The sequence below is a fragment of the Marinobacter sp. genome (assembly GCF_048269445.1).
Lineage (GTDB): Bacteria > Pseudomonadota > Gammaproteobacteria > Pseudomonadales > Oleiphilaceae > Marinobacter.
In genome coordinates this window covers 62,918-86,560 of the sequence record NZ_JBLXIQ010000008.1, presented here as the reverse complement: position 1 = coordinate 86,560, position 23,643 = coordinate 62,918, and the positions used below count along the sequence as shown (strand labels likewise).

At 53.5% G+C, this 23,643-nt stretch carries 19 protein-coding genes and 2 tRNA genes; 12 read left to right on the top strand and 9 right to left on the bottom strand.

The genetic code is table 11. From position 1 onward, the window contains the following. Nucleotides 1–37: 37 nt before the first annotated feature. Both ACN0XM_RS16515 and ACN0XM_RS16510 read right to left on the bottom strand, forming a co-directional pair. Nucleotides 38–2,911: an SNF2-related protein gene (locus ACN0XM_RS16515; RefSeq protein ID WP_417568035.1), complete on the bottom strand. Its 2,874-nt coding sequence runs from the start codon at nucleotides 2,909–2,911 to the stop codon at nucleotides 38–40. Between the two features lie 85 nt (nucleotides 2,912–2,996). Beyond that, complete coding sequence (locus tag ACN0XM_RS16510; protein WP_417568034.1) at nucleotides 2,997–5,330, bottom strand: AAA family ATPase; 2,334 nt, start codon at nucleotides 5,328–5,330, stop codon at nucleotides 2,997–2,999. Between the two features lie 170 nt (nucleotides 5,331–5,500). Between ACN0XM_RS16510 and ACN0XM_RS16505 the strand changes: the two genes are divergently transcribed. From ACN0XM_RS16505 to ACN0XM_RS16480, 6 genes are all read left to right on the top strand, one after another. Continuing rightward, nucleotides 5,501–6,943 (top strand): hypothetical protein, encoded by a 1,443-nt coding sequence (locus ACN0XM_RS16505; RefSeq protein ID WP_417568033.1) that lies wholly within the window; start codon nucleotides 5,501–5,503, stop codon nucleotides 6,941–6,943. A 705-nt stretch (nucleotides 6,944–7,648) separates the two neighbouring features. Continuing rightward, the gene (locus ACN0XM_RS16500; protein ID WP_288992021.1) at nucleotides 7,649–7,798 is read left to right on the top strand and encodes a hypothetical protein; all 150 of its coding nucleotides are present in this window, start codon (nucleotides 7,649–7,651) and stop codon (nucleotides 7,796–7,798) included. 260 nt (nucleotides 7,799–8,058) lie between these two features. Further along, a complete protein-coding gene (locus ACN0XM_RS16495) occupies nucleotides 8,059–10,311 on the top strand; it encodes a hypothetical protein (RefSeq protein ID WP_417568032.1) in 2,253 nt (750 codons plus the stop codon). A 219-nt stretch (nucleotides 10,312–10,530) separates the two neighbouring features. Then, on the top strand, nucleotides 10,531–10,791 hold the full coding sequence (locus ACN0XM_RS16490; protein ID WP_417568031.1) for a hypothetical protein: 261 nt from the start codon (nucleotides 10,531–10,533) through the stop codon (nucleotides 10,789–10,791). Between the two features lies 1 nt (nucleotide 10,792). Continuing rightward, nucleotides 10,793–12,061 (top strand): hypothetical protein, encoded by a 1,269-nt coding sequence (locus tag ACN0XM_RS16485; RefSeq protein ID WP_417568030.1) that lies wholly within the window; start codon nucleotides 10,793–10,795, stop codon nucleotides 12,059–12,061. A 279-nt stretch (nucleotides 12,062–12,340) separates the two neighbouring features. Further along, entirely contained in the window at nucleotides 12,341–13,288 is a 948-nt protein-coding gene (locus tag ACN0XM_RS16480; protein WP_417568029.1) for a hypothetical protein, read from the top strand. A gap of 97 nt (nucleotides 13,289–13,385) precedes the next feature. Here the strand turns inward: ACN0XM_RS16480 and ACN0XM_RS16475 are convergent. Together ACN0XM_RS16475 and ACN0XM_RS16470 are read right to left on the bottom strand one after the other, a co-directional pair. Next, a tRNA-Cys gene (locus ACN0XM_RS16475) sits at nucleotides 13,386–13,459 on the bottom strand. A gap of 53 nt (nucleotides 13,460–13,512) precedes the next feature. Beyond that, nucleotides 13,513–13,588: transfer RNA gene (locus ACN0XM_RS16470), tRNA-Gly, on the bottom strand. Between the two features lie 225 nt (nucleotides 13,589–13,813). On the opposite strand from ACN0XM_RS16470, the gene ACN0XM_RS16465 reads away from it, so the two are divergent. From ACN0XM_RS16465 to ACN0XM_RS16450, 4 genes are read left to right on the top strand one after another with little or no spacing between them, the layout of a single operon-like run. Further along, nucleotides 13,814–14,980: an MlaE family lipid ABC transporter permease subunit gene (locus ACN0XM_RS16465; RefSeq protein ID WP_417568028.1), complete on the top strand. Its 1,167-nt coding sequence runs from the start codon at nucleotides 13,814–13,816 to the stop codon at nucleotides 14,978–14,980. A gap of 2 nt (nucleotides 14,981–14,982) precedes the next feature. Next, a complete protein-coding gene (locus ACN0XM_RS16460; RefSeq protein WP_417568027.1) occupies nucleotides 14,983–15,780 on the top strand; it encodes an ABC transporter ATP-binding protein in 798 nt (265 codons plus the stop codon). Nucleotides 15,781–15,785: 5 nt separating this feature from the next. Beyond that, nucleotides 15,786–16,724 (top strand): MlaD family protein, encoded by a 939-nt coding sequence (locus ACN0XM_RS16455; protein ID WP_417568026.1) that lies wholly within the window; start codon nucleotides 15,786–15,788, stop codon nucleotides 16,722–16,724. Continuing rightward, complete coding sequence (locus tag ACN0XM_RS16450) at nucleotides 16,721–17,362, top strand: ABC-type transport auxiliary lipoprotein family protein (RefSeq protein WP_417568025.1); 642 nt, start codon at nucleotides 16,721–16,723, stop codon at nucleotides 17,360–17,362. Before ACN0XM_RS16455 ends, ACN0XM_RS16450 begins: the two co-directional genes overlap by 4 nt. Here the strand turns inward: ACN0XM_RS16450 and pgsA are convergent. The 5 genes from pgsA to ACN0XM_RS16425 all read right to left on the bottom strand — a co-directional run bounded on the left by pgsA (nucleotide 17,307) and on the right by ACN0XM_RS16425 (nucleotide 22,443). Beyond that, the gene (gene pgsA / locus ACN0XM_RS16445) at nucleotides 17,307–17,873 is read right to left on the bottom strand and encodes a CDP-diacylglycerol--glycerol-3-phosphate 3-phosphatidyltransferase (protein WP_417568024.1); all 567 of its coding nucleotides are present in this window, start codon (nucleotides 17,871–17,873) and stop codon (nucleotides 17,307–17,309) included. The two genes, ACN0XM_RS16450 and pgsA, sit on opposite strands and share 56 nt — an antisense overlap. Nucleotides 17,874–17,880: 7 nt before the next feature. Next, nucleotides 17,881–19,743, bottom strand: a complete 1,863-nt coding sequence (gene uvrC / locus ACN0XM_RS16440; protein ID WP_417568023.1) for an excinuclease ABC subunit UvrC — start codon at nucleotides 19,741–19,743, stop codon at nucleotides 17,881–17,883. After that, nucleotides 19,727–20,386: a UvrY/SirA/GacA family response regulator transcription factor gene (gene uvrY / locus ACN0XM_RS16435; RefSeq protein ID WP_417568022.1), complete on the bottom strand. Its 660-nt coding sequence runs from the start codon at nucleotides 20,384–20,386 to the stop codon at nucleotides 19,727–19,729. The genes uvrC and uvrY overlap by 17 nt, the downstream gene beginning before the upstream one ends. 100 nt (nucleotides 20,387–20,486) lie before the next feature. Next, the gene (locus ACN0XM_RS16430) at nucleotides 20,487–20,738 is read right to left on the bottom strand and encodes a hypothetical protein (RefSeq protein WP_417568021.1); all 252 of its coding nucleotides are present in this window, start codon (nucleotides 20,736–20,738) and stop codon (nucleotides 20,487–20,489) included. Nucleotides 20,739–20,823: 85 nt separating this feature from the next. Next, nucleotides 20,824–22,443: a methyl-accepting chemotaxis protein gene (locus ACN0XM_RS16425; RefSeq protein ID WP_417568020.1), complete on the bottom strand. Its 1,620-nt coding sequence runs from the start codon at nucleotides 22,441–22,443 to the stop codon at nucleotides 20,824–20,826. A gap of 168 nt (nucleotides 22,444–22,611) precedes the next feature. Here ACN0XM_RS16425 and ACN0XM_RS16420 point away from each other — a divergent pair, with 168 nt between their 5' ends. Both ACN0XM_RS16420 and ACN0XM_RS16415 read left to right on the top strand, forming a co-directional pair. Continuing rightward, nucleotides 22,612–23,316, top strand: coding sequence for an AzlC family ABC transporter permease (locus ACN0XM_RS16420; protein ID WP_417568019.1), 705 nt, complete (start codon nucleotides 22,612–22,614; stop codon nucleotides 23,314–23,316). Further along, nucleotides 23,309–23,638 (top strand): branched-chain amino acid transporter permease, encoded by a 330-nt coding sequence (locus ACN0XM_RS16415; RefSeq protein ID WP_417568018.1) that lies wholly within the window; start codon nucleotides 23,309–23,311, stop codon nucleotides 23,636–23,638. Before ACN0XM_RS16420 ends, ACN0XM_RS16415 begins: the two co-directional genes overlap by 8 nt. Nucleotides 23,639–23,643: the final 5 nt, after the last annotated feature.

The following is a 23,643-nucleotide window of genomic DNA, read 5'->3' as shown; positions in this document are numbered from 1 at the left end:
TAGCTAGGAGATTGTTAATCGAACTGACAGCTAAAGATCAGGCTAGGCGCCATCGAATTCGAAACAGGTGATGGGTGCTACTGCTCTGATGCATCTGGCGCTCCAGCGCATCAATTAAGGCATCCCTGCGGGCTTCTATCTCGTCTTCCACATCGAATATTTCCTGTCGCTGCCGGCGCTGTAACTTGCTAAGACGCTTAATCTCTTCTTGAGCATGCTTCTGATCTTCAACACTCTCTGCGAGGCGGGACTGGCGCTTTGCCTCTTTGATCTGGGTTTTGGTGTCCTCGAGTTTTTGCTCGGCACTCAACAACTGATCGTCCGCCCAGGCTTCGAGCTTGGTCCGCTCCCGCTGGAAGTATTCGTTGTTCTCGTCAAGCAATCGGCTGAGCCGGGCATCCAGTTGCCGGGTGACGGTTTCACTTAGCTGGCGTCCAGCTTGCTGATCAGGGCCGCCAAGTTCGTTGCTCAGCACCTCACCCTGCAACCGGAAAATGAGCTCGCACTGCTCTTCATCCAGATGCTGTCCTCCATCCGTGACTGCGGTAAAAACCAGGTGCTCTTCACGCTGAAAGCTTTGCAGCTCAAGCAAATTCAGTTCAAGCCATCCGGATTTTTCCGGCAGATTCTGGAGTGCAGAAAGTTTCGCCTCGTGACCAGTCAGATTGAACACCATTTCCGTTACCGGCGTTTCCAACCTACGGCCAGTGTCCAAAACGTACTCACCGAGGGGGTGGCTTAACCGGTATAGGTGGGCGTGCTCTGACGGTTTCTCGCCCTTTCGAATCAGCTCGTAAGCACCGGTAGGCACCTTGGTTAACGGACTTTCATTCAACTCAAATGACAGACGGTTCTCATCAAAGGTTGCGAAGGGGAAAAGTTGATGCCTCGTGAGCTGCCAGAAGAGGCGACTTACCCGGTCCAACTGTTGCTCTGCTTTCTCGCGCTGGATCTTCAGCAAATCATGAATTTGGGCATCGAAATGCTCCAGAAGCTTTTCCTGAGTCTCTTGCATTCGCCGGTTGATGCTTTCTTCCAGTTCCTTTTGAAGATCATTGAAAGCCTGTTCGATTTCGACCTGAGACCGGCAGGTGTCGTAAATGGCCGCTATGCGCTTCTCGAAGTCGACACCGGACTCGATTCGGCCCAGCACTTCGTCTGACGCACCAAACAGGCCATCAAACAAGTGAAACTTCTCACTGAGCAGTTCAAGAACCCGCCGATCTGCCTCATTCTTCTGGTTGAGGAAGTTGATGACGACGACATCAAATTTCTGGCCGTAGCGATGGCAGCGCCCGATGCGCTGCTCTACTCGCTGAGGGTTCCAGGGCAAATCATAATTGACGACTAGGCTGCAGAACTGAAGGTTAACGCCCTCTGCTGCAGCTTCGGTGGCAATGAGTATTTCTGCATCGTCTCTGAAGTGATCGATAATCGCTGTGCGCCGGTCAACTGCAGGGCTACCAGTAATCTGATCAGAACCTTCATTACGCGTGAGCCATCGCTTGTAAATCGCCTGCGTAGTGCTGGAATTATTGGTACCACTGAATGTGGCGACCTTACCGAGGTAGCCATGGCGCTCCAGGTACTTGAGCAGGTAATCCTGAGTTCGGCGGCTTTCGGTGAAGATAACGGCCTTACGCTCCGCCCCCATCTCCGTCATGTGGCGGAAACCCTGTTCCAGCGCATTTAGTAGCGCCTCAGATTTGGCGTCTTCGGTGATCCTGTGTGCAAGGTCCAGATACTGTTGTAATTCAGCAATTTCTCCTCGGAGGCGGTCCAGCTGTATCGGCTCATCCAGTTGTTCAACCTGGTAATCACCCTCCCCGTCAGCTGCTTCGTCAAGGAAGTCATCTTCGACATCCTCACTACCAATCAGTTTTTCCAGCCAGTTATCTTCATCCTCTTGAGTTTGCTCCAGCCTTTTCAACCGGTCGATCATCGTCTCAAGCGTATTGATAATGGCACTGGTGGAGGATGCCAGCAGTTTTCTAACCACCAGAGTGACCAGGTGCCGCTGTTGATGGGGGACACCGTAACTATTCTCACGCTGCAGGTAGGCTGACACTAAGTGATAAAGCCGCAGTTCATCTTCCGAAGGGGCGAAGGGAATAGTGATGGCGCGTCGCTGTGTGTAGCGGATGTACTCCAGAACCTGTTTACGCAAGGTTCGCTTGGTGAACTCCTGAAGCCGATCTTTCAGGCCTTCCAGGTCTTCTCCACCGCGCAGGTACTGGCGACGGAAGCTTAGTGCGTCACCAAACAATTGACTGTCGATGACTGTTGACAGGCCGTACAGTTCCATAAGGGAATTTTGTAGAGGCGTCGCCGTCAGTAACAGCTTGTTGCAAGAACCGAAAGCTTCTTTAATAGCCTGGCCAGTACGGTGGCTTTCCCGGTGGGCGTTACGAAGTTTGTGGGCTTCGTCGAACACAACCAAGTCCCACGGTGTAAGCCGTAGCTTCTGCGACATCCTCGCAGCAAAATTGTAAGAAATGACGTTAACACCGGGCTGGTCGAACGGGTCTGCCACACCCTGCTTACGCAACTCCTTATAGGTTCGGGCATCCAGAACCTGCGAGGGCAGATGAAATTTCTCTGCCAGCTCGTTTGCCCACTGCTTACGCAAAGCCGCAGGGCAAACAACAATCAATCTTCGTCTACGCTCTGCCCAGTACTGTGCCAGCACCAGAGCAGCCTCAATGGTCTTACCCAGGCCGACCTCGTCCGCCAGGATCACACCTTTTACCAAGGGGTTCTGCAAAGCAAAGAGCGCTGCATCAATCTGGTGGGGGTTCAGGTCTACTGAGGCATCGAACAGCGATTGGGTCAGACGACCAACGTCACCACCACGGCGCTGCCTGGTGAGTTCGTAGGCAAAATACTTGGCGTGGTAGTCCGTTATCGGCATTGGTTACTTCCTTATTTACGACAAGAATACTCAAACTGTAGCCTGCTAACGGCAGGAATCAATAGTACCGGTCGCTTACCCAGAATCACTGTTGCTGTATGCTCGCTACCAAGCCTTTATAGTGCCCTTCATCCAAAGCTTGCATGAGCTCCAATAGGTCAGAGAACACCTGGGGAGCTTCGCTGAGAGTTGAGAGGTCGTGCTCCGGATCAGCAACACGATCGTGATGGGAATGAACATGTAAAAAACGCAATAGGCGGGTTTTCTTTGCCGGATCAAACTCAACCTTAGACATCAACAAACCAAGAGCGGGTTTTCCACCTGGGAATTTGAAGCTTAAGAAGGTTTCCAATAGCCGCCGGCCCACGTTGGGAAGCACGTAGTACTGGTCGAGAGGCGCAGCCTCTGTACTTTGAGCGACGGACCAGATCTGCTTAAAGAGGTAATGGTACTCGGATTCGTAATTAGCGAGTAAAGGGTCAAGCGGAACCAGCGACGAGGACCGGTTTCCTTCGGCCCATTTGGGTTCGAGAAGGTACATGTGAGCATTCAGCGCATTTTTCTTCTTTCCTCGGTTCATATGGTCGAACCAATTTCGAACTAACCGGAAGAGCTGAAAATTATGTGTGAGAATGAACAGTTGCGCGGCTTCTGCTGTTTTCGTTTTCATGAAACTGAAAGCGCTATACAGTGAGTTTGCATCCAAACTCGATATTGGATCATCTATCACGATTATCGCTTCTGTAAGATCCAAGCTCTCATCCTCGAGCGTTTTCAGGAAATACATGAAAGCTATAGCAGTCCTCTCGCCCTCGCTCAGATGATAAGCCGGTTCTCCATGGCGAAATAAACGATACCCAGAGTCAGACGTCTCGAATGTCAGTTCTCGCCGCCCAAGGTATGCCGCCACCTCTTCGTTTAATTCCTCGGCAGCTTTTAGGTGATGACGCATCTCTTCTTCGAGCTGCCTCATTCGGGCTTTTTTCCTATCGCGTTCGCTCCTTTTGTCCTGAAGGCTGGCATCCAGCTGCCGCAAATCGTCCTTATATTGTTGGTACTCATCGAGCGCCGAGAGAACCATGTCGTCTGCCACGCGATTCATCGCGACCTGGACTTCTTGCTCGAATGATGAGCTGTGCCGATTGTGCTCGTCGATTAAATTATTGATCCGTTCGATAACCTCAAGCCCAAACTGCGCTGCGATATTCTGAGAGGCATCCAAAGCTATACTGGCGGTTTTGAGTAGCCAGTTAGAGTCTTTTGCCGCTGTCGAGAATGCGAATAGATAATCCCGAAGCTCCATTCGCTTAAAGGGGTTTTCACGCTTTGTCTTGAGCGCCGATACCAGGGTGTTAAGGAAATTAACAACACTCAGTTTGCTGGACTTCCACCGTCCCGCGCTTTTTTCGAAGTCAGCCTGAAGGTGTTGATAGAGTAACCCAGCAGCCGGAAGCTCGAAGTCATTAATCGCGCTGATCGAAGACTCGACACTCTGAATTTGGTTGTCCAGTTCCTCCTGAAACCGATTAAGCTCATCGTTGAAATGAGCTTCCAGATCGTCCAAACGTCTTTCCGGGAGGCTCTGGTTACAGAACAGGCAGCGGTCTGTTTCGAAATGGTGTTTATGCAGATTTAGGCCGGTTTGAACCCACTGGCCTAGCTTGGGGTTGTCGCGAAGCTCCTCGATAACTGATGCCGTTACAGACCTTTCCAGCAAAAGCTCGACCCTTTGGGTCAATTCCGTGAATTTAATCGAAGGCAGTTTCACGTTAGCAACCGTTTTCATGAGTTGCGCATGTGCAACTCCCAGAAGCTGCTCTCTTTCGGTCTCCTCCAAGCGGGTGCCACTAGAAGCCAACAGCTCTTCTACTCGGCTTTCAAAAGCTGGCCGATTGTAATTATTAAATCTCCCGCCAGGCCGCGTGAGAGCATTTTTTATGCTGGATGCGCCTTCACTGCAGAACTTGTCGAATCCTTTCTGCTTGGTACTGTTTTGGGATTCGAGCGACTTGAGATCTTCAACAATAGTTTCGACCTGAGACCTTAACTCAGAGATTTCCTTCTGCTTTTCAACGGAGTCCTCACCCAGGTAAAAAACCGGAGCCAACTCCCGTTGCGCAGGATCTTCAAAGATAGCGTGTTCAATAAAGCTTCGGTTGAATACCCGGACCGGCGGGATGGAGGCGGTTTGAGGCGACTTTGCGTCTACCACTTTGTCACCGAACTCAAAGTGCAGTGACGATGCGCTAGTCGGGCGCCGATGCTCCAGATTAGAGAAAATGCTCGTCAATGTTGTTTTACCGCTTCCGTTTAAGCCATAGATCAAGTTGAAGCGAGCAAAGTCGTCAAGGTTCTCTGGCCAACTGAAGTCTTTGAAAATTCGGAACCCTTTGATGTCCTTGATTTTTGTTAAATGCATCCTGCCCTTCCAGAGTGTACTGCCAGTCCTGTAAAGATGTGCCACATATACTGAACGAATCGCTCATGGAAACCAACGTCGTATGCCAAATCCGGCCGTAGCGAATTGATCACCGAGCATACAAGGGAAAGTTGCCTAAAATCTCTGAAGATCTATAAGGGGAATAGTCCATGGATTCAGGTTCAGACAATAGGGAGCTCGACGAAGAGCGAGAAGAGCTTTTTTTCCTTGTTTGGTCGATGCCTAGTTGGCAGGCAGCCGAAAAACTTGGGGTTTCAGCGGCCGCGCTAAGGAAAGGGTGCTCCAAACTTGGCATCCCCAGGCCTCCTCGAGGGTACTGGACGCGATTCAACGGAAATGCAGATCGACCTGCCCCACCAGTGACTGCATACCTGGACGTGCTTAGGGGGCAGCTTAATCAGAAGGTTATCCGACCTGGGCTTCATTTGTCTGAGCGGAAAAAAGAACTGTTCGAAAAGGCTGCTCAAACTGTCCTGGGCCAGAACTCCGAGTTGGGACGATTCGAGTTTAAGGGATCAATGCTCACGCAAATCGAGCCCCCACTAGCTTCTGCAGTTTTGACCACGGCAATTAAGCGCTTTGAAGAGTTCCTACCAAACACACCATTTGTTTCTGCAAGACAGGTTGCCGCCGGCCTATTGGATGCTCTTTTGCCATTGGTCGCCAAGCATGTATTGGTATTCCCGAAATCTGAAAAATACAGCCATCGGGCCGAGAACGAATTCGTAGTGGTCCGCGTTTCCGAGGAACTACTACGGCACCTTGGCAATGCCAAGCGATTTGTTGATGAGCTGCAGCTGGCCTTTTCAGCAATCCCTCTGAATAGCTCAGAGTATTGTCAGAGCGTTCGGTATATCTTTTCGCCGAAATCGTATTGGATCGCCAAAGCCGACCTTTGCGTGTCGGGAACACATGCTTGGCTCCGGATTGAGCAACAATCACCCGCCGAGATCTATGAGACGGATCAGGTTCCAATTGATCACCTGGGACCGCTATCTTTTTTACCTGAACGGCAGCGCACTACTCACATCGACCCAGAGGTTCGAATATACCGAGAAGACTGGGATCTGCTTCAAATATTACTGGACGCTGAGGATATGCATACGCTCGCCTCGTCTGTCGTGTACGACCTTCTAGATTCCGACTTACACCAGAAGTTGGCGCGTGCTATGAAGATTTGGTGGCCCAGCGAACAATTCCAGGCGCTGCAGCTACTGCAAGACGGGTTGGCCTCTGCCGAAGAAAAAATCGAGCAATGGGAATCAGAACTTGAAGTTGCCAAACAGCGAGTTTGTGAAAAGATCCTTGGTGCTCGCCGCGGGGATATCTTGCAGGTTATGCAGCAAGGAAAACCCGGACGTATCCAAGTCGAAAGACTGGATGTGTTCAAGTATGAACACAACGTGACCTTTATGGCTCATGGCAAGCTGTTCAGAAAAGACGGGATGGTCGGAAAGCGAAATGAAACATTGTATTTGTCGGTGCCAACGTCCGTCGCTCGTCAACTGACCGGCTATAAAGAGCCACCTCCCTCATCTCCGCAACAAGCCCCACGAACCTACCCATACTGGAAATGGAATTGGCGACGCTGAGGGTGTACCGCCAGTGAACCCATGGGTACACCCCGCCCGATATCCAAACCCAGCATCTGCCACACCGGTATACCTGTAGGTTCACTGGGGGTACACCGCTCCCTTCCAACTCAAACTCTGTTCTAAAGTTGGTGTACCTGCAGGTTCACCAGCGGTGCACTATCTCTGAATTGGCCGAAATCGCAGAAATTACGGCTGTACCCACAGGTGCACCAGCGGTTCACTCTTTTACCTAACATATCGCGCCATCTGCCCTTCAATGACGCCTAAGACATGCTAACTAACCCTGCCTCTCAGATGTTTATAAAACAGGTTTGGGAGCACAACGCGGATCCCAAATCAGATTCGCCAGGCAAGCATGGCTCCCAAATCTCAGAGTGATTAAACAAACTCGAGATTTGGGAATTGGGTGAAGTATCCAAATCAGATACGCGGGCCGTGGCACCGATCCAAATCAGGCAACATGGTCAAATGATGGAATCTGCCTGATTTGGATTTGAATGAAATTCCCAAAACGGCAGAAAGGTTGGAATTTATGGTTTCAATCGAGTGGTAAAAATAGCTCTACGTAAGCCCACCGAATATCAACCCGCAAAAAAACCAGATTTTTCCTCCAACTGCGCTGCCGACGATTTATCTCCGCGTCTGTAAATTTCAAAGGGTCCCGATGGGACTATTCAAACAACCAATGAACGGAGATATGACATGAGCAAGAAACCTTCAAGCAAGCCCATGACCGCCGCAGATGTGGCAAGGATCCAGAGCGCCACCGCCAAGCAATCTGGCGGTGGAGTTAGTAAGGATTCGTTTGTCGCCAGGGCTCAAAGGACTGTTGCAAAAAAGGATTCTGAATAGGCGTTACAAGAGAGCGGGCCTCGTGCCCGCTCGATTGTTGCGGGAGAGTACGATGAAACGAGTAAGCAGCGATAAGGATATAAATCAGTTGATTAAAGAGCTACTTCAGAACGGCTGGCGATATCAGTCTGGCAAAAAGCACGGGAAAATCGAACTACCTGGAGTGGGCACAGTGGTTATCCCGACGAGCCCCAGCGACCGACGGACCCTACAGAACCTCATTAGAGATATTCGTCAACTCGAGCGCAGGGAGGCCACTCTTGCATAGCATTCCTGCCTATCCGAACCACCTCGAGATCATTAGGTCACTTGCACGAGCGTTTGACACAAAGGGATCTGATAAGTGGATTGACGACCATGCCAGTAAGTGGGATTTTGATTATAGAGCCATTCCCGTCGCAACCGACAAGGTAGTCTATGAACCGCTATCACGATACATCGGAGAGGATTTTGGGCGAGATGTGGCCGCCAAGTTAACCGCCTTCTGCAAAGCATACAGCTGGTATGTTTCGAACCTGAGCCTAGAGGGAATTTCTCGCACAGAAGCTTTGAGAATTCTCTCGAGTCACCTATTCAGCTCCTTTGGAGCTGAAGCTTTGAGAAGCGCCAGCAATAACCTCGACGGTCCACCCCCAGAACAGTTGCTGACGCCCGGAAAGCAAGCCATTGCAACTTTGTTCGAATGGTTCGAGTTATCGGTACCTGGCTGGGACGATTTCTATGACCAACTCAGCAAAGAAGTGAAAGACCGCATGCGAAGGTGGCAAACGGGCACACAGCTTCCTGCTCTGAGTTCGCTCAGCGCCCTCTTTTCTAAACAAGATGCTGGCAAATTCTTCGATGAAATACAGAGAACTCGATTGCGAGCGCTGCTCGTTACAGCGCGAGCCGTTGATTATTACCGAGATCTGACTTTTGGAGAGGTTGCAATCGAACGGACACAGGGCCGTTCCCCTGCAAACCCGCAAGATATCCACTCTCGAATTGTTGATGAGTGCTTGTTAAAAGCTCCCCAATTCAAGCCGATCGCGAAGCTGAATACGATGCTCGCAACACTACTGAATCCTGTTCGTGAAAAGGCATCCACGGATCAAGCTTTCACTCAACAGGTACTCACACATTTCAAGATCTTTTTACCAAAGGTTGCCCCCTCAGGCTCGCTCTCCTACTGTCAAAGCTGGCATGAAGCGCGCTGGCTCACCCTCTCAGGAAAATTGGATCGTGCCGCTGAGGCTTACCAGAGAGCGTTTGAGCAGTCTTATTTTCATGCAGGGCCGAATCAGGGCCTAATTATCCAAGAGGCCCTGGCCGTAGCGGCAATATTCCCATCCCCCCCTAAGACATTTCTCAGGCAACTTCGAAATGCGCAGGTAGTGCTGGGGCTCGAAGTACCCCTAGATCTCGGCGACAGAACCGCTGTGTCGTCACGATACGACAAACATCTTGAAAACTGGTTCATCCCTCAGTATCGCGGACATTTTCCAAGGATATTTCCGTCTGATGGTGCGTTCCCCGGAACAGAGTACCCGCAGCAGGAGCCAGACTTCCTCGGGTCGATTCTTGTAACTGATGAGGACCTCGCCAAGCAACCCTCCACCAAGGATCCAAATCGGAAGATAAAAATCGGCCAGCTTCGCCAGAAACGACTACCCCAACTTACCTATTTCGTATGGAGGGAAAACGCAGACGCTGTAGAAAAACTTCTGGACGCTGGCGCCAACGTGAATCAATTGTCCGATGCGGGCGACTCAGCACTATTGCAGGCTGTGCAGTTGCTGGATGTCACTACCCCGAACCAAAAGCCAGGTGATGATTCGTTTTTCACTTTGCTGAGTGAAAAGCCACACAAGCCAGAAGTTTTGAATGCGACTACGCAGAAGAAGCGCCTATCCCTGCTAACAGCCGCTATCAACACCAACAGGCTCGATGTGCTGCGGAAATTACTTGATATGGGTTGCGCGCCGGATTCCAGAGCCGGCATCGAGCTGAGCACACCCCTGTACTACTGCATTCAGAAAATTGGATTGGTAAAGGGCAAGAGTGAGGTCTTGAAACAGATAACACAGGTGCCCCAAGACCAGGTGCTACTTGAAAGTATCAGGCGATATACCTCAGGGAGTCTTGGTATGACCCTCGAAGCCCAACGGCAGTATCTGGAACGAGCCGCCTCCAACCCTAGGTATAAAAGCATCCACCAAGCGGCAGGAAAAATTCTGGTTGAAACAGAGCGAAAATCGTTTGACCTGGATGTTTTGCGGGCGATGGCCGGACTGCTTATCGAGCAGGGAGCAGACACCAACGCAGAACAGAATTACCCCATTCCAGGCTATACCCCCCTTATGCTTGCAATTGAAAGTGATGAACTAGACCTAGTAAACAGAATGGTCAGCGCCGGTGGAATCCTTGAGAAGACGTACCTTGATCAAAATTCAGGTAAATGGGTGACGCCTTTGCAAATCGCCACTGAGTTCCAAGCCCACTCAGTACTCAAGGAGGTGTTCGGCAAAGGATAGGCCTCGCCGCTAACGATTTGGCTCATCGCCAAAATTGATGCCCTGACACACCCAATCCCTGTTACTTGCGCAAAACGACGGCATTTTTATGCGGTCGTTTTGCACTTGCTCTTCCCGAAAAAAACGTAGAGTGATCTCAAAGTCTGATCAGCAGTGCTTCTGAAAAGGCACGCTTTAGACGATCAGATGCGTCCAAACCAGTGAGTTCGGGAGATTGCCATGCGTCCGGTATCGATTGAGGATTTTATAGAGGTCGTTTTTGAGTACGACAGCACGCCACCTGCCCCATCAACTATTCGTCGGCTTTGTGCTGCGAAAGACGAGTTCGGACTGGCAGTTATCCCGGGTGCCTTTAAATTGGGGAAAGCCTGGAAAATTGACCTAGACGGGTATTTTCGGGAGATGGAGCGTCGGGTGTCCGGATCGGACGCTGCAGAAGACGCCTTTATCCATGACTTGGCACATAAACTAGCTTCCTAACATGGCACCAAGATACCGCTCTGAAAAACACTCATCGCTGCACAGATACCCTGGCCTCTATCAGAGCGAGGACGGTGTCTACTTCGTTATCCATCCCATTACGAAAAAACGCGGCACCCTGGACACCAGGGACAGGAATAAAGCGATCCGACTGTGGTCAATGCTTAACCATAGGTGGGAGGCCGAAGTCCAAGAACGGAAAACCAACGCCCTGGCTGAAAAATTGGATAGCCTCTCGATACCAGCAAGCAAGGGGGATCACATCCTGCTCCAGGACTACCTGAAGAAATGGAGAACGGAGGTCCTCGGTCATCAAATAAAGGGCAAGAGCATAGTTTGGTCGGAGTGCCGAGTCCTATCCCTACGAGGACCGAATAAAGGCGCCCCTATCGCTAAACCAACCCGTGTTGATTACGCGAGCGATGCCCGGCAATTGGAGCAGAGCGACGATGCCAAATTCCCGCTTTCTGATCCGCAAATCCTTCGCAAGATTCGCAAACTGCTTTCCCCATGGCTGCCGATGCCGACCCATTACAACGGTCTCAAAAACACGTTGAACCGGGTGTTCCTCCATGCGGTTCAGGAAGGTCTCATTGACCGAAATCCGATGATCGATATACGTAAAGCCGCCGAAGAAAAACGCCAAGTTCTCATCCCTGATGAGGCCTACCGGAAGATAACTGAACACCTGTGCGTCCATCGTCATAACAAGCGAGATATGGACGGCACGTGGCGTGCGAAGATTTGCGATCTCATTTACATGATGAGTCAGCAGCCAATTGACGTTTTCAATTTGAAGGAAAGCCAAGGTGAGCTCTATGACAAACCCATCGATCGCGGGGACTATTTCGCCTACGGAGTGATCCGCTTTGCTCGCCACAAAACTAAAATCGGCATCGAACTCGAGATGAACGAGGATCTTGCCGATCTGTGGAAGTGGTTTGTGGAGTTCAAGCGGAAGGAGGCAATCATAAGCGAATACCTCCTAGTATACCCACGCTACTTCGATAAACGCTCCAGAGCCCAACAAGTAAAACACAGAACGATGCAGGCCGCCTGGCGAGATGCCTGCAAGACAGCAGGCTATGGAGGCATGTACCACCTCAGAGACCTCCGTAAGAAAGGACTGACCGAAGAATTCCTGAGCCAAGGAGAAAACGACAAAGGCGGACATGAAACGCAGGCCATGCGTAATCATTATCGGTTGATCAAACCGCCCAAGCGGGCGAGAACAACGATCAGATTTGAGCGGGAACAAAAAACTCCCTAAACTTTGCCCGTGTTTTCAGCCAGTTTCGACATCAGACCCAGGTTTCCAAATCTTTTCTATCAGTTTGACAAACGGTCAAAATATGCGCACAATTTTGTCACTATTTAGCGAACTTGGTTAGCCTTATGTCGCAGCATGCTGTCCTGAAATCTGATGATCTCTTTGGCCGTCGTGAGGCGGAAAAAGAATCTGCCCGCATGCGTGACTATAAAGATCCTGCTTATGGCAGAGCTATGTCTGACTTACTTAAAGGTGCTGCTCCTGCGCCTGTAAGAGCTCGTGTCAGAGGCTAATCCTCCTCCCGACCAAACATTCCCACCATCGTTTCAGGTCATCCAAGACCAACAGCCTTCAGTTGTAGAACAATATTCTCTTATCAATGACCTGCTTTGCCGAATTCCAGACAGTGCACGGGATCTGGTCTTTGTCGTGGGCGGACAAGCACTTATGTTTTGGTCCATGAAATATGCCCAGACACGACCAAGCCCCCTCGAGTTCAGCGAAGATGAAGCAATCGCTATTGCTAGCATGGACCTGGATCTTTATGCCAGGGACAAACAAGCTATCGAAGCTTGCGCCGAGCGCTGGGTAGGCAAGGCCACTTACCCGAAGTTCGGTGACAACACGCCTCAAAGCGCCATAGTCCTTCTCAATCTGCCAGAGGAAGATGAACCATACAAGATTGATTTCATGGAGAGCGTACAGGGAGTGCCCCAGAAACATATTGAGGCATTCTGGGATGGATTTGTGATTGGCGGTGAAACTGTGCGCTTTCTCTCACCCCCACTTTGTCTGGCAAGCAGGATTCATAATTTCGCCACACTGGGTTACGGGCCTGACAAGGCTGCTCGCGAGGCCATTCGAATCAACACAGCCATAAAGATCACTAAATGTTATCTGAGTGAACTGCTTGATGAACATTATCTTGAAAATAACGGAGGGACACCCCGCCACGCGCTGAATATTCTTAAATTCTTGTCTCAGCTGTTTGAACATGACGACACCGTAGAGGCAGTCCTCGGTGCCGATGCGGACCCAACGCTCTGCATACCTGCTGCTCACCGAGGATGGCCCCAAAGAACTCGAGACGAGCAGATACCTCGGATTATTGGCAAGGCTTATGACAAGTACCGTCGAAGAGCCATGCTCAGGTATCGTCACCTCAAACCCGGAAACGCCGCACCAATTGGAATTCATCGTTGGTTACCAACCGGGCATGCGACCTAAACCCGAAAAAATACTTTGGGTTTAATTTGGATATTTTTTGGGTGAGAAAATCAACTAAATGGGGATGAAGTAATTTGTTGATTTTAAAGGGTAAAAATGGAGGCGCGGGTCGGAATCGAACCGGCGTACACGGAGTTGCAGTCCGCTGCATAACCACTCTGCCACCGCGCCGGGTAAGCCCTGATCTGGCTTTTGCTCTCAGGAGGCATTGAGAGACTTGGAAATGGAGCGGGAAACGAGATTCGAACTCGCGACCCCAACCTTGGCAAGGTTGTGCTCTACCAACTGAGCTATTCCCGCTCTTCGTCTTTGAAGCGTTGCCTCATCAACGGCTGCGTATTCTACGGATTACCGGTCGGGCGTCAATACTTTTTTATCAAGTTTCTGTTTTAACGGGCTTTGTGAGCAAAGTTTGGCCAATCTGAGCTTCTCAGGATAAACAGGCACCTGCGGGACTGGCAGACTGTCAATCGAGTCTCTAAGCTGGTGACTGGCCAGTTAAATCACCCATGGATTCGACATAACGTGCCCAGCCCCCGACACTCCGAGCAGACTGATTCGCCATCGGGCTCACCCGTTCCGGGATCCGTGTCCCTGGAGGCTGGCACCTTGAGGGTCACCGGTGACTGGTTGCTGAGCAACTATCGGCAACTGAAATCCATAGCCCCACCGAAGGCAAAATCCGGGGTGAGCAGGCGTCAAATAGACCTCTCTGGTCTGAGACGCATTGATACGGCCGGAGCTTCCCTGCTTGCAACCCTGATCGGCCCGCAACGGTTACTGGAGGCAGCCTTAAAGTCGGAAGCATTGCCAGACGAGAAGTCCGCCCTGATCGAGGCGGTCTGTCGTGCCATGGAGAACCAACCCAAACCGGCACCATCGACGCCTTCGGTGCTCGAAAGCTTCGTTATGGGTACCGGGCAGAAAGTGGAAAGCATCTGCCGCTTGCTCTGGATTCTTGTTGGCTTTATCGGCCAGACCCTCGCCACGCTGGCCCTGAATCTGCCCAAGCCCTGGCGCTGGCGCATGACGTCGTTTGTCGCATCGGTTCATGACACCGGATTGAATGCACTGCCCATCGTTGCGTTACTGACCTTTCTGGTCGGTGCGGTGGTTGCCTTCCTCGGTGCCACGGTCCTGGACAACTTCGGCGCAACTATTTACACGGTCAACCTGGTGGCCTTTGCGTTCCTTCGGGAGTTTGGGGTACTGCTTGCGGCCATACTCATGGCTGGCCGAACCGCCAGTGCTTTTACGGCACACATCGGCGCAATGAAGGTGAATGAAGAGCTGGACGCGATCCGGACACTGGGGCTCAACCCCATTGAACTGCTTGTGCTGCCTCGGGTTATGGCCATGATGGTCAGCCTGCCGATTCTCTCCTTTGTCGGGATGATTTCGGGCATGATCGGTGGCGCTATGGTGTGCGCCCTGGTGCTGGACATCTCACCCACCCTGTTCATGGCCATTGTTGAGCGCGACATTCCATTGCAGCACTTCTTTGTGGGCATGGTTAAGGCTCCGATTTTTGCCTTCCTGATTGCGGTTATCGGATGCCTCGAGGGATTCAAAGTCGCCGGCAGCGCACAATCCGTTGGTGAACACACAACCTCCAGCGTGGTCCAGTCCATATTTATGGTCATTCTGCTGGATTCCATTGCTGCGCTATTCTTTATGGAAATGGGTTGGTAATTATGTCGGCAGAGCCTGTTATCGAAGTGCGTGAGCTGTGCAACCGGTTTGGTGAGCAAACCGTGCATGAAAATCTGGACCTTGACCTGCTGAAGGGTGAGATTCTCGGGGTGGTTGGCGGCTCGGGCACCGGCAAAACGGTGCTGCTGAGAAGCATTGTCGGGCTCAATACGCCCGCCTCTGGCCATATCCGGGTGTTTGGCGAAGACCTTATCCAGCTTTCAGCGCGTGCCCGCTCCAGAATCGAGCAACGGTTTGGCGTGCTGTTTCAGGGAGGCGCCCTGTTCACCTCACTGAACCTGCAGGAGAATATTGCCGTGCCTCTGATCGAGCACGCGGGCCTGAAACGGCCGGAGGCCGAGCAGCTGGCACGGATGAAACTGGCACTTACCGGGCTGTTGCCGGAGGCTGCCCTTAGATACCCGGCCGAACTTTCCGGCGGCATGGTCAAACGGGCGAGCCTGGCACGGGCTCTTGCCCTTGATCCGGAGATACTGTTCCTGGATGAGCCCACTGCCGGGCTCGATCCCATTGGCGCTGCCGCATTTGACCGGCTTATTGTTACCCTTCGGGATGCGTTGGGGCTTACCGTGTTCCTGGTCACCCACGACCTCGATACCCTGTATACAACCTGCGACCGGGTTGCGGTACTGTCACAGCGACGGGTCCTCGTAGCTGATACTCTGGAGGCCGTGGCAGCCACGGATGACGAATGGATACAGGATTACTTTAACGGTCCCCGTGGCCGTGCTGCGAGCTACGCCTCAAGGGTCCATTCGCCAATACTGAGTCAGGAGTAGTTTTCATGGAGCCAAAAGCCCATCACCTGATCATTGGCCTGTTCACCATTCTGGCTTTCGCGGCGGCACTGGTTTTTTCCCTGTGGCTGGCAAAGTCCTCGGCGGATCGGGACTGGGCCTATTATGAAATTGTCTTCGACCATGCTGTCAGCGGTCTGGCGGAAGGTAATCCGGTTTTATACAGTGGCGTGCAGATTGGTGATGTACTGGAAATGAAGCTGGACCAGGAAAACCCTGGCCAGGTACGGGTATTGGTCCGCGTGGACCAGACCATACCTATCCGGAAAAACACCAAGGCAGGGTTGGTGTTGGCGAATATCACCGGCAGCATGAATGTTCAGTTCATTGGCGGCAGCCCCGATCAACCCACGCTGGAAGGCGACCGGGATAACCCGCCAGTGATCATCGCAGAGCCCTCGGCGTTCAACAGTATTCTGGCCAACAGCGAACAGCTTCTCGCGAAGGCTGATCAACTACTCACCAGCACCAACAGATTGCTGTCAGGTGACAACATCGAGAATCTTTCCGCCATCCTGCAGAACACCCGAGACGCAACCGATGCCCTGCTCTCCCGCCGCGTACAGCTATCTGCCATGCTGGATCAGTTCGACTCGGCCGGGCGCAGGGCCGAAGAGGCTGCGATCAAGGTTTCCCAGGTGTCTGATGACGCGAGTGAGTTACTTAACAAAGACGGTCGCCGGGTGCTGGAATCCATGGATAAAACCCTGGCCATCATTTACACCACGATTGCCCGAATCGACCAACTGACCCTTGCCAATCAGGGTGCCATGGACTCAGGGCTTCAGGGCATGGGTGAGCTGGCACCAGCACTGCGGGAACTCAGGGCAACGCTCCGGAACCTTAATCAGTTCAGCCAGCGCCTGGAAAAGGATCCCACGGGCCTTTTGTTCGGCTCAGACACCATGAAGGAGTTGTCGAAGTGAAGTTAGCGGTTATCGGTAATCTGACGCTCCTGCTCGGCATTTTCGTGGTCAGTGGCTGTACGGTTTTTCCGAACCCGGAGCCGCCCCGGGTAATGGATCTGGCGTTACCTGCAACCACGCATCAGGCCGTTCAGGAGTCCCCCCTCTCTCTGCGGGTTGACACACCCTACGCATCGGAACCTTTCAACAGTACGAGGATACTGGCCAAGCCAACACCCTGGGAGTTCCGGGCCTATGACAACGTTCGTTGGCGAGACACCGTGCCAGTGGTGATTCGTGACTCACTGGTGGAAGCACTCAGAAACAGCAACGCCTTTGCCGGCGTGATCAGCGATACCAGTCCCGCCGACGCGGAGCTTACATTGGTCAGCGAACTCACCGCCTTTCATGCCGAGAACCCTGAAAGTGCGCCACAGATCGTGATTGCACTGCACATGCAACTGATCCACAACCGCTCCCGGGCCAGCGTGTGCTCAAACAATTTCAGGATCGTGGAACCTGTCCCAGGCACCGGAATTGAGGAGATCATTGAGGGATTCAGCGCTGCTGGTGGCAAGCTTGCCAGCAGCGTGATTGAATGGGCTAAGGCGTGCGACCTTCCGTCTCACCCGGAAAGAGGTCAGCCCAGGCAGCCCTGAGGTAAAGCCCCATGGACCAAAGGGTAAGGATGGCTGCGACATAGAGCAGCACCACAGCAATATTGGACCAGAATACCCCCGGCGGGAACGCCAGCAACCCCACAATGGCAGCCATCTGGGCCGTGGTCTTGATCTTGCCGATGTAGGAGACCGCCACGCTGGCACGACTGCCAATTTCCGCCATCCACTCGCGCAGGGCGGAAATGACGATTTCCCGCCCAATGATTACCGTCGCCGGAATGGTCAACAGAATCGCCGAATGCTCCTCGATCAGCACCGCCAGAGCCACGGCCACCATCAGCTTGTCGGCGACAGGATCAAGGAACGCACCAAACGGGGTGCTCTGGTCGAGTTTTCGCGCCAGGTATCCGTCCAGCCAGTCTGTGGCCGCTGCAAGCCCGAAAATGGCCGCACTCACGAGATAGCTCCACTCCACTGGCAAGTAGAAGATCACCACGAACACCGGGATCATGATGATGCGGGAGAGTGTGAGGATATTAGGTAAATTCATGCTGTCCTTACTCGTCATGCAATGCTGCGTAGATGGTTTCTGCCAGTGATTTGCTGATGCCCGACACCTTGGTCATCTCATCAATCCCGGCTTTGCGGAGTTCCTGTATTCCACCGAAATACCGTATCAGGTCGCGGCGTTTTTTCGGTCCCACACCTTCGATACCCTCCAGTGTAGACTGCCGGCGCTTTTTATCCCGCCGCGCTCGGTGCCCGGTGATCGCGAAGCGATGGGATTCATCCCGGATGTGCTGAATAAGATGCAGCGCGGGAGAATCCGCAGGAACCCGGAAAACGTCGCCGGTCATCGCATCAATCAACTGCTCCATCCCGGCCCGGCGGGTTACACCCTTGGCCACACCGATCAACGGAATATCCGAGATTTCCAGCTCGTCAAACACTTCCCGGGCAATGTTCAGCTGCCCCTTGCCGCCATCAATAAACACCAGATCCGGACGCTTGCCCTCTCCGGCCACCATCCGCTTGTAGCGCCGGCTCAACACCTGGCGCATGGCGGCGTAATCGTCGCCTGCGGTAATACCCTCAATGTTATAAAGGCGATAATCGCTCTTCACGGGGCCATTCTCATCGAAAACCACGCAGGATGCGACGGTATTTTCCCCATGACTGTGGCTGATGTCGAAACACTCCATGCGCGAAGGCGTTTCCGCCAGCTCCAGCAAATCCCGCAGGGCCAGCAATCGCCGATACACAGTCTCCTTGCTGGCCAGGTGCGTGAGCAGGGTCTGGCGGGCATTGGTCATGGCCAGTTCAAGCCAGCGGCGGCGTTCCCCCCGGACATTGCCCCGGATGCGCGTTTCGCGGTTTGCGGACTCGGTGAGCGCCTGGGCCAGAAGCTCCTGCCCCTCCACCTCTACAGGCACCAGAATGTCCCGGGGAATCTCTCGACGGGTATTACCACCGAAATAGTACTGTCCGAGGAAGGCACTGAGCAGTTCGCCTTCCGTCTGTTCGATGGAATACCTCGGAAAGTAGTCCTTGGTGCCCAGCACCCGTCCGCCACGAACGATAATCACCACGATACAGACAACACCGGCATCCTGGGCGATGGCAACCACATCCGCATCCCCGCCTTCTCCGTCTACGGATTGCTGTTCCTGAACATGGCGCAAATGGTTGATCTGATCCCGATAAGCAGCTGCCTTCTCGAATTCGAGGTTTTTGGAGGCGGACTCCATGGCATTCATCAGATCATGGATGATGACCGGGTTCTTTCCCTCCAGGAACATCGCCGCATGGCGAATGTCCTGCTGGTATTCCTCTGGCGTAATAAAGCCGACACAGGGGGCGGTACACCGGTTAATCTGGTACTGCAGGCAGGGCCGGGTTCTGTTTCGAAAATAGCTTTCACTACAGGACCTTATACGGAATACTTTCTGCAGTATATTAAGACTTTCCTTGACCGCGCCGGAGCTTGGAAACGGACCGAACCAGGTGCCACCGCCTTTTTTGGTGCGCCCCCGGCGAAACGTTAGAGACGGATAGTCGCTGTGGGAGGAAAGGTAAATATAGGGGTAGGATTTGTCGTCCCGAAGCAGGATGTTGTACGGAGGCCGTAACGATTTGATCAGGTTTTGTTCGAGTAACAGCGCCTCGGTTTCACTGCCGGTGATGGTGACCTCGATTGAGGCAATCTTGGCAACCAGCGCTTCGGTTTTCGGGGCCAGGCCGGTCTTTCGGAAGTAGCTGCCGACCCGTTTTTTCAGATTGCGGGCCTTACCGACATACAGCACGGAGCCGCCTTCGTCATACATTCTGTAGACGCCGGGCCGCTCCGTAAGCTGTTTCAGGAAGCTCTTGCTGTCAAACTCCCCGATGTTGTCGCTCTCAGGGTCAGACCTTGTCGGCATCAAGCAACCCGAGCCGCACTGCCATCAGGGCCAATTCAACATCACTGGAAATTTCCAGTTTCTCGAAAATTCGGTAGCGATAGCTGTTGACCGTTTTTGGGCTCAGGCACAGCTTGTCGGAGATGTCCTGCACCTTCTGGCAGTCCACAACCATCATGGCAATCTGCATTTCGCGTTCGGAGAGCCGCTCAAACATTGACAGCTCACCGTCTTCATCCCGGTCGCCGCCCAGTTGTTTCAACGCCATTTTCTGGGCAATTTCCGGGCTGATGTAGCGCTGGCCCGTATGCGCCATGCGAATGGCACGGACCATTTCCTTGATGTCCGCGCCTTTGGTTATGTACGCCGTGGCGCCGCTTTGCATCACCCTGGCCGGGTATGGGTCATCCGCACAAGCGGTCACTACGATCACGCGAATGGAATCGTCAATCCGGAGAATGCGACGGGTAGCTTCAAGGCCCCCGATTCCAGGCATACGGATGTCCATCAGGACAATATCCGGACGTTGCTGACGCACAAAATCAATGGCGCCCTCTCCAGATGACGCCTGCCCGATGACCTCAATGTCCGGGTTATCAGCCAGCATCCGGCTTATACCGGATCTCACCAGCTCATGGTCATCAACAACCAGTACCCTGATCAAAATACACCTCGCAAACGGCTTTCGAGAAAACAGCGCGATTGTAACGTTTAGTTCAAGCCCCGGGTAGGTGAAAATCCAAATACCCTGATAGACATGCCGCCTAAGCGGGCACACCCAGACCTGCCGTATTCTCCACAGGGTCAAACCAGACCACCAGATCGCCACGCCGCACTGCTGCCACCACGCGACTCCTTTCTTCCATCGGATTCTCGGTATCGTTCAACCCGTGGTATCGGGTGCAATACTCCTCAACCAGGCCCAAAAGCTGATCTTCCGATAGCAACTCAGTGTCAACGGTGAACTTTTCCTCTCTGGGATCCGGCTGGGGCTGGTGTTCGCTGCTGTCTGTCATACTACCTCCTGTGAGACCACCATAGTAAGGATAATAGCAGTGAGGTAGAAGCCCGACAGAACAGGCGGGCCAGAGCATGAATCCTTCAGGCGTTGTCTCCTGCGGTTCTGAACCGCGAAATCAATTGTCGCATCGACGCCGATTCCTGCCTTAAAGCCTCGCTGATGGTCCTGGTCTGTTCCACGCTCCGGATCAGGAAGTCGGCACTTTCATCCAGTGCGCCAGACCGGCGACCGACACGACCCATTTCATCCCGCTGCAGCAAGACGGCAGAACTGATTTCCGTGCTGTGGCTTTCCAGAACCACAAACTGGCCCTTAAGCGTTGCAAGGTGGGCCTTGAGCGCCACCAGATGCTCCCGGTTGCTGGTGCCCGCCTCACGCATCTCATCCAGCAAGGCGTCCACGCTGCTAACCCCAGACACGAGATCCTGAACCCATTGGGAAATATCCCGGGTGGAATCCGAGGTTCGGTGGGAAAGTGACCGCACTTCATCCGCCACAACAGCAAAGCCCCGGCCATGCTCGCCGGCCCGGGCGGCCTCAATGGCCGCATTCAGGGCCAGCAGATTGGTCTGCTCGGCTATATCGGCAATTACGCCAATCACCTGCTCGATTTTGCCCGTCGATTCGTTCAGGGCATGGATAGAACCGGAGACGCGGGAAATTACGTCCACGGTGCGCTCCGCCGCCGCCTCGCTGGTGGTCAAACGATGCTGAACCTCCTCATTGGCAGCAACCGCTGCTTTTACCGTGCCGGCCGACTCAGCTGTGGCCCGCTCAATGGCCGAGGCCTGATCCGCGATTGCCGCCATGGATTGACTGACATCGCGAATCTGCCTGCGGGTTTCCTCGGAAGCCGCCTGGAGCGATTCTGCACCGGTGTCCAGGACCCCCGAACGCTCATCGAGACCGCCTGCTGCAGCACGGATATCGCGGATGAAATGCTCGAACCTCGAAACCAGGCCGCCCAGCGCCCTCGCCACACCGGCAACTTCATCTCGCCCGTGAAGAACCGGCACACGGGTAAGATCGGCGCTCTCTTCCATCGCCACCAGATCACTCTCCATGCCCTGCAAGCGCAGAATGACGGACTTTCTGAGCCACCATGTCATGACCACCACAATCAGAAGGAAAGACACTGAGCCGGCGATCAGAAAAAGTTGCTGGCCGGAAAGAAACGCCAGTAATTCGTCAGCCCCGACGGATACCGAATCCCGGCTTTTACGTTGGCGTGCGGTAATGGCGGTCAGCATCGGCTCCATGGCAGGGAACAAGTCGAAATCCACCACATGCCCTACCCGGTAATAACTTTTGTCACCGATGCCTGCTTTCATTCCGGCCATCAGGGCCTGGACCCGTTCATAATCGGCCCGGTGCTCTTCCACCCAATTTTTCAGGCCGTCATTGGTCGCCAGCTTGTTCCAGTGCGCAGGCAAGGATCCCTCCAGTTCGCTGAACGCCGCCTCAATTTCATCCCACAGCAGAAGCTGGGCCTTGATCTTGTAGGCCAGATCCTGAAGTTGGCGATGATCCTGCTCGAGATCCGCCAGCAGCCAGGATTCGCTGAGATTATTGCGAATCAGCGTTTCCGAGGCGGCCTCGGCTTTCAGGATGATGCTCCAGGACAGGGTGGCCAGCCCTGAGAGGGCGAAAACCGACAAAAAGGCGAAAAATAGAATCCGGGTTCTTACCGTGGCAAACATGACAACTCCAACAGCGGGCTATCCCGCGGATGGTATGCCGGTTTTATGACACTTTTATGGCGGAGGTGGCGTCATGCATTGATCACGCACAAGGAGTAGAAGCGTGAACGGCTTCAAAAAACCCGGTGAATTCTCTATGATCGCCGCTTTGCGACCGTTTGGATGCTAATGAATCAGTCCGTTTTCCGCCTCACACTCCCTATCATGTTCGGCTACCTTCCGCTGGGCATGGCTTTTGGGGTGCTGTTCACCACCCAGCTGGATTACGCCTGGTGGGCGGCGCCACTAATGGGCATCCTGATCTACGCCGGGGCCGGCCAGATACTGGCAGTCAGCCTGCTTGCCGCCAACGCGGGGCTTCTGGAAGTTTTCGTAGCGATGTTTGTGCTCAATGCCCGCCACCTGTTCTACGGGCTGTCCCTGCTCGGGCAGTTCCGCGGCGCCGGCTGGCGCAAGCTTTATCTGATCTTTGGCCTTACCGACGAGACCTACTCCTTGCTCACCAGCCGACCCAGGGGAGCCAACCGCGCTCACGAGCAGGAGGTAGACTTCAGGATCACCGGGTTCAATCAGTTTTACTGGGTGGTTGGCTGCGCACTCGGCGCTTTGCTTGGCGACAATGTCGCCTTCGACAGCACCGGTATTGAATTCGCTCTGGTTGCGCTGTTTATTGTGCTGACGCTGGAACAGCTCAGGGCGCTTGGGGAGGGGTTTCCGATCTGGATTGGCGCGGCGGCAGCAGGGGTTGCAATGCTGCTGTTACCTCCGGCTCACCAATTGATCGGGGCGATTGCCCTGGTGACCGGGGTACTGCTCATTGTATACAGAAGGGCGCGGAAACAGCATCTGCAGGAGGAAGGAAACCATGGGTGAGACGGGTTATCTTGCAGCGTTCATTGCGGTAGCCGCGATCGCCACCTTTGCCACGCGGGTGATCCCGTTCCTGTTTTTCGAGCGCCACACGGAGCACCCGCTGGTTCGCCATCTCGGGCGATATCTGCCGGCGGCAGTGATGGCACTGCTGGCCACGGTGTTTCTACAACGCTCGGCGGACTGGTCAGGGGCATGGGTGGGGTTTGACGCGCTGCTGCCCGGCGCTCTGGTGGTCATCATCCATTTATGGCGCCGGAATGCCCTGCTCTCCATTGCCGCAGGCACCCTCAGCTACATGGCGATCCAGCAAACCGGGCTTTAGGCCAA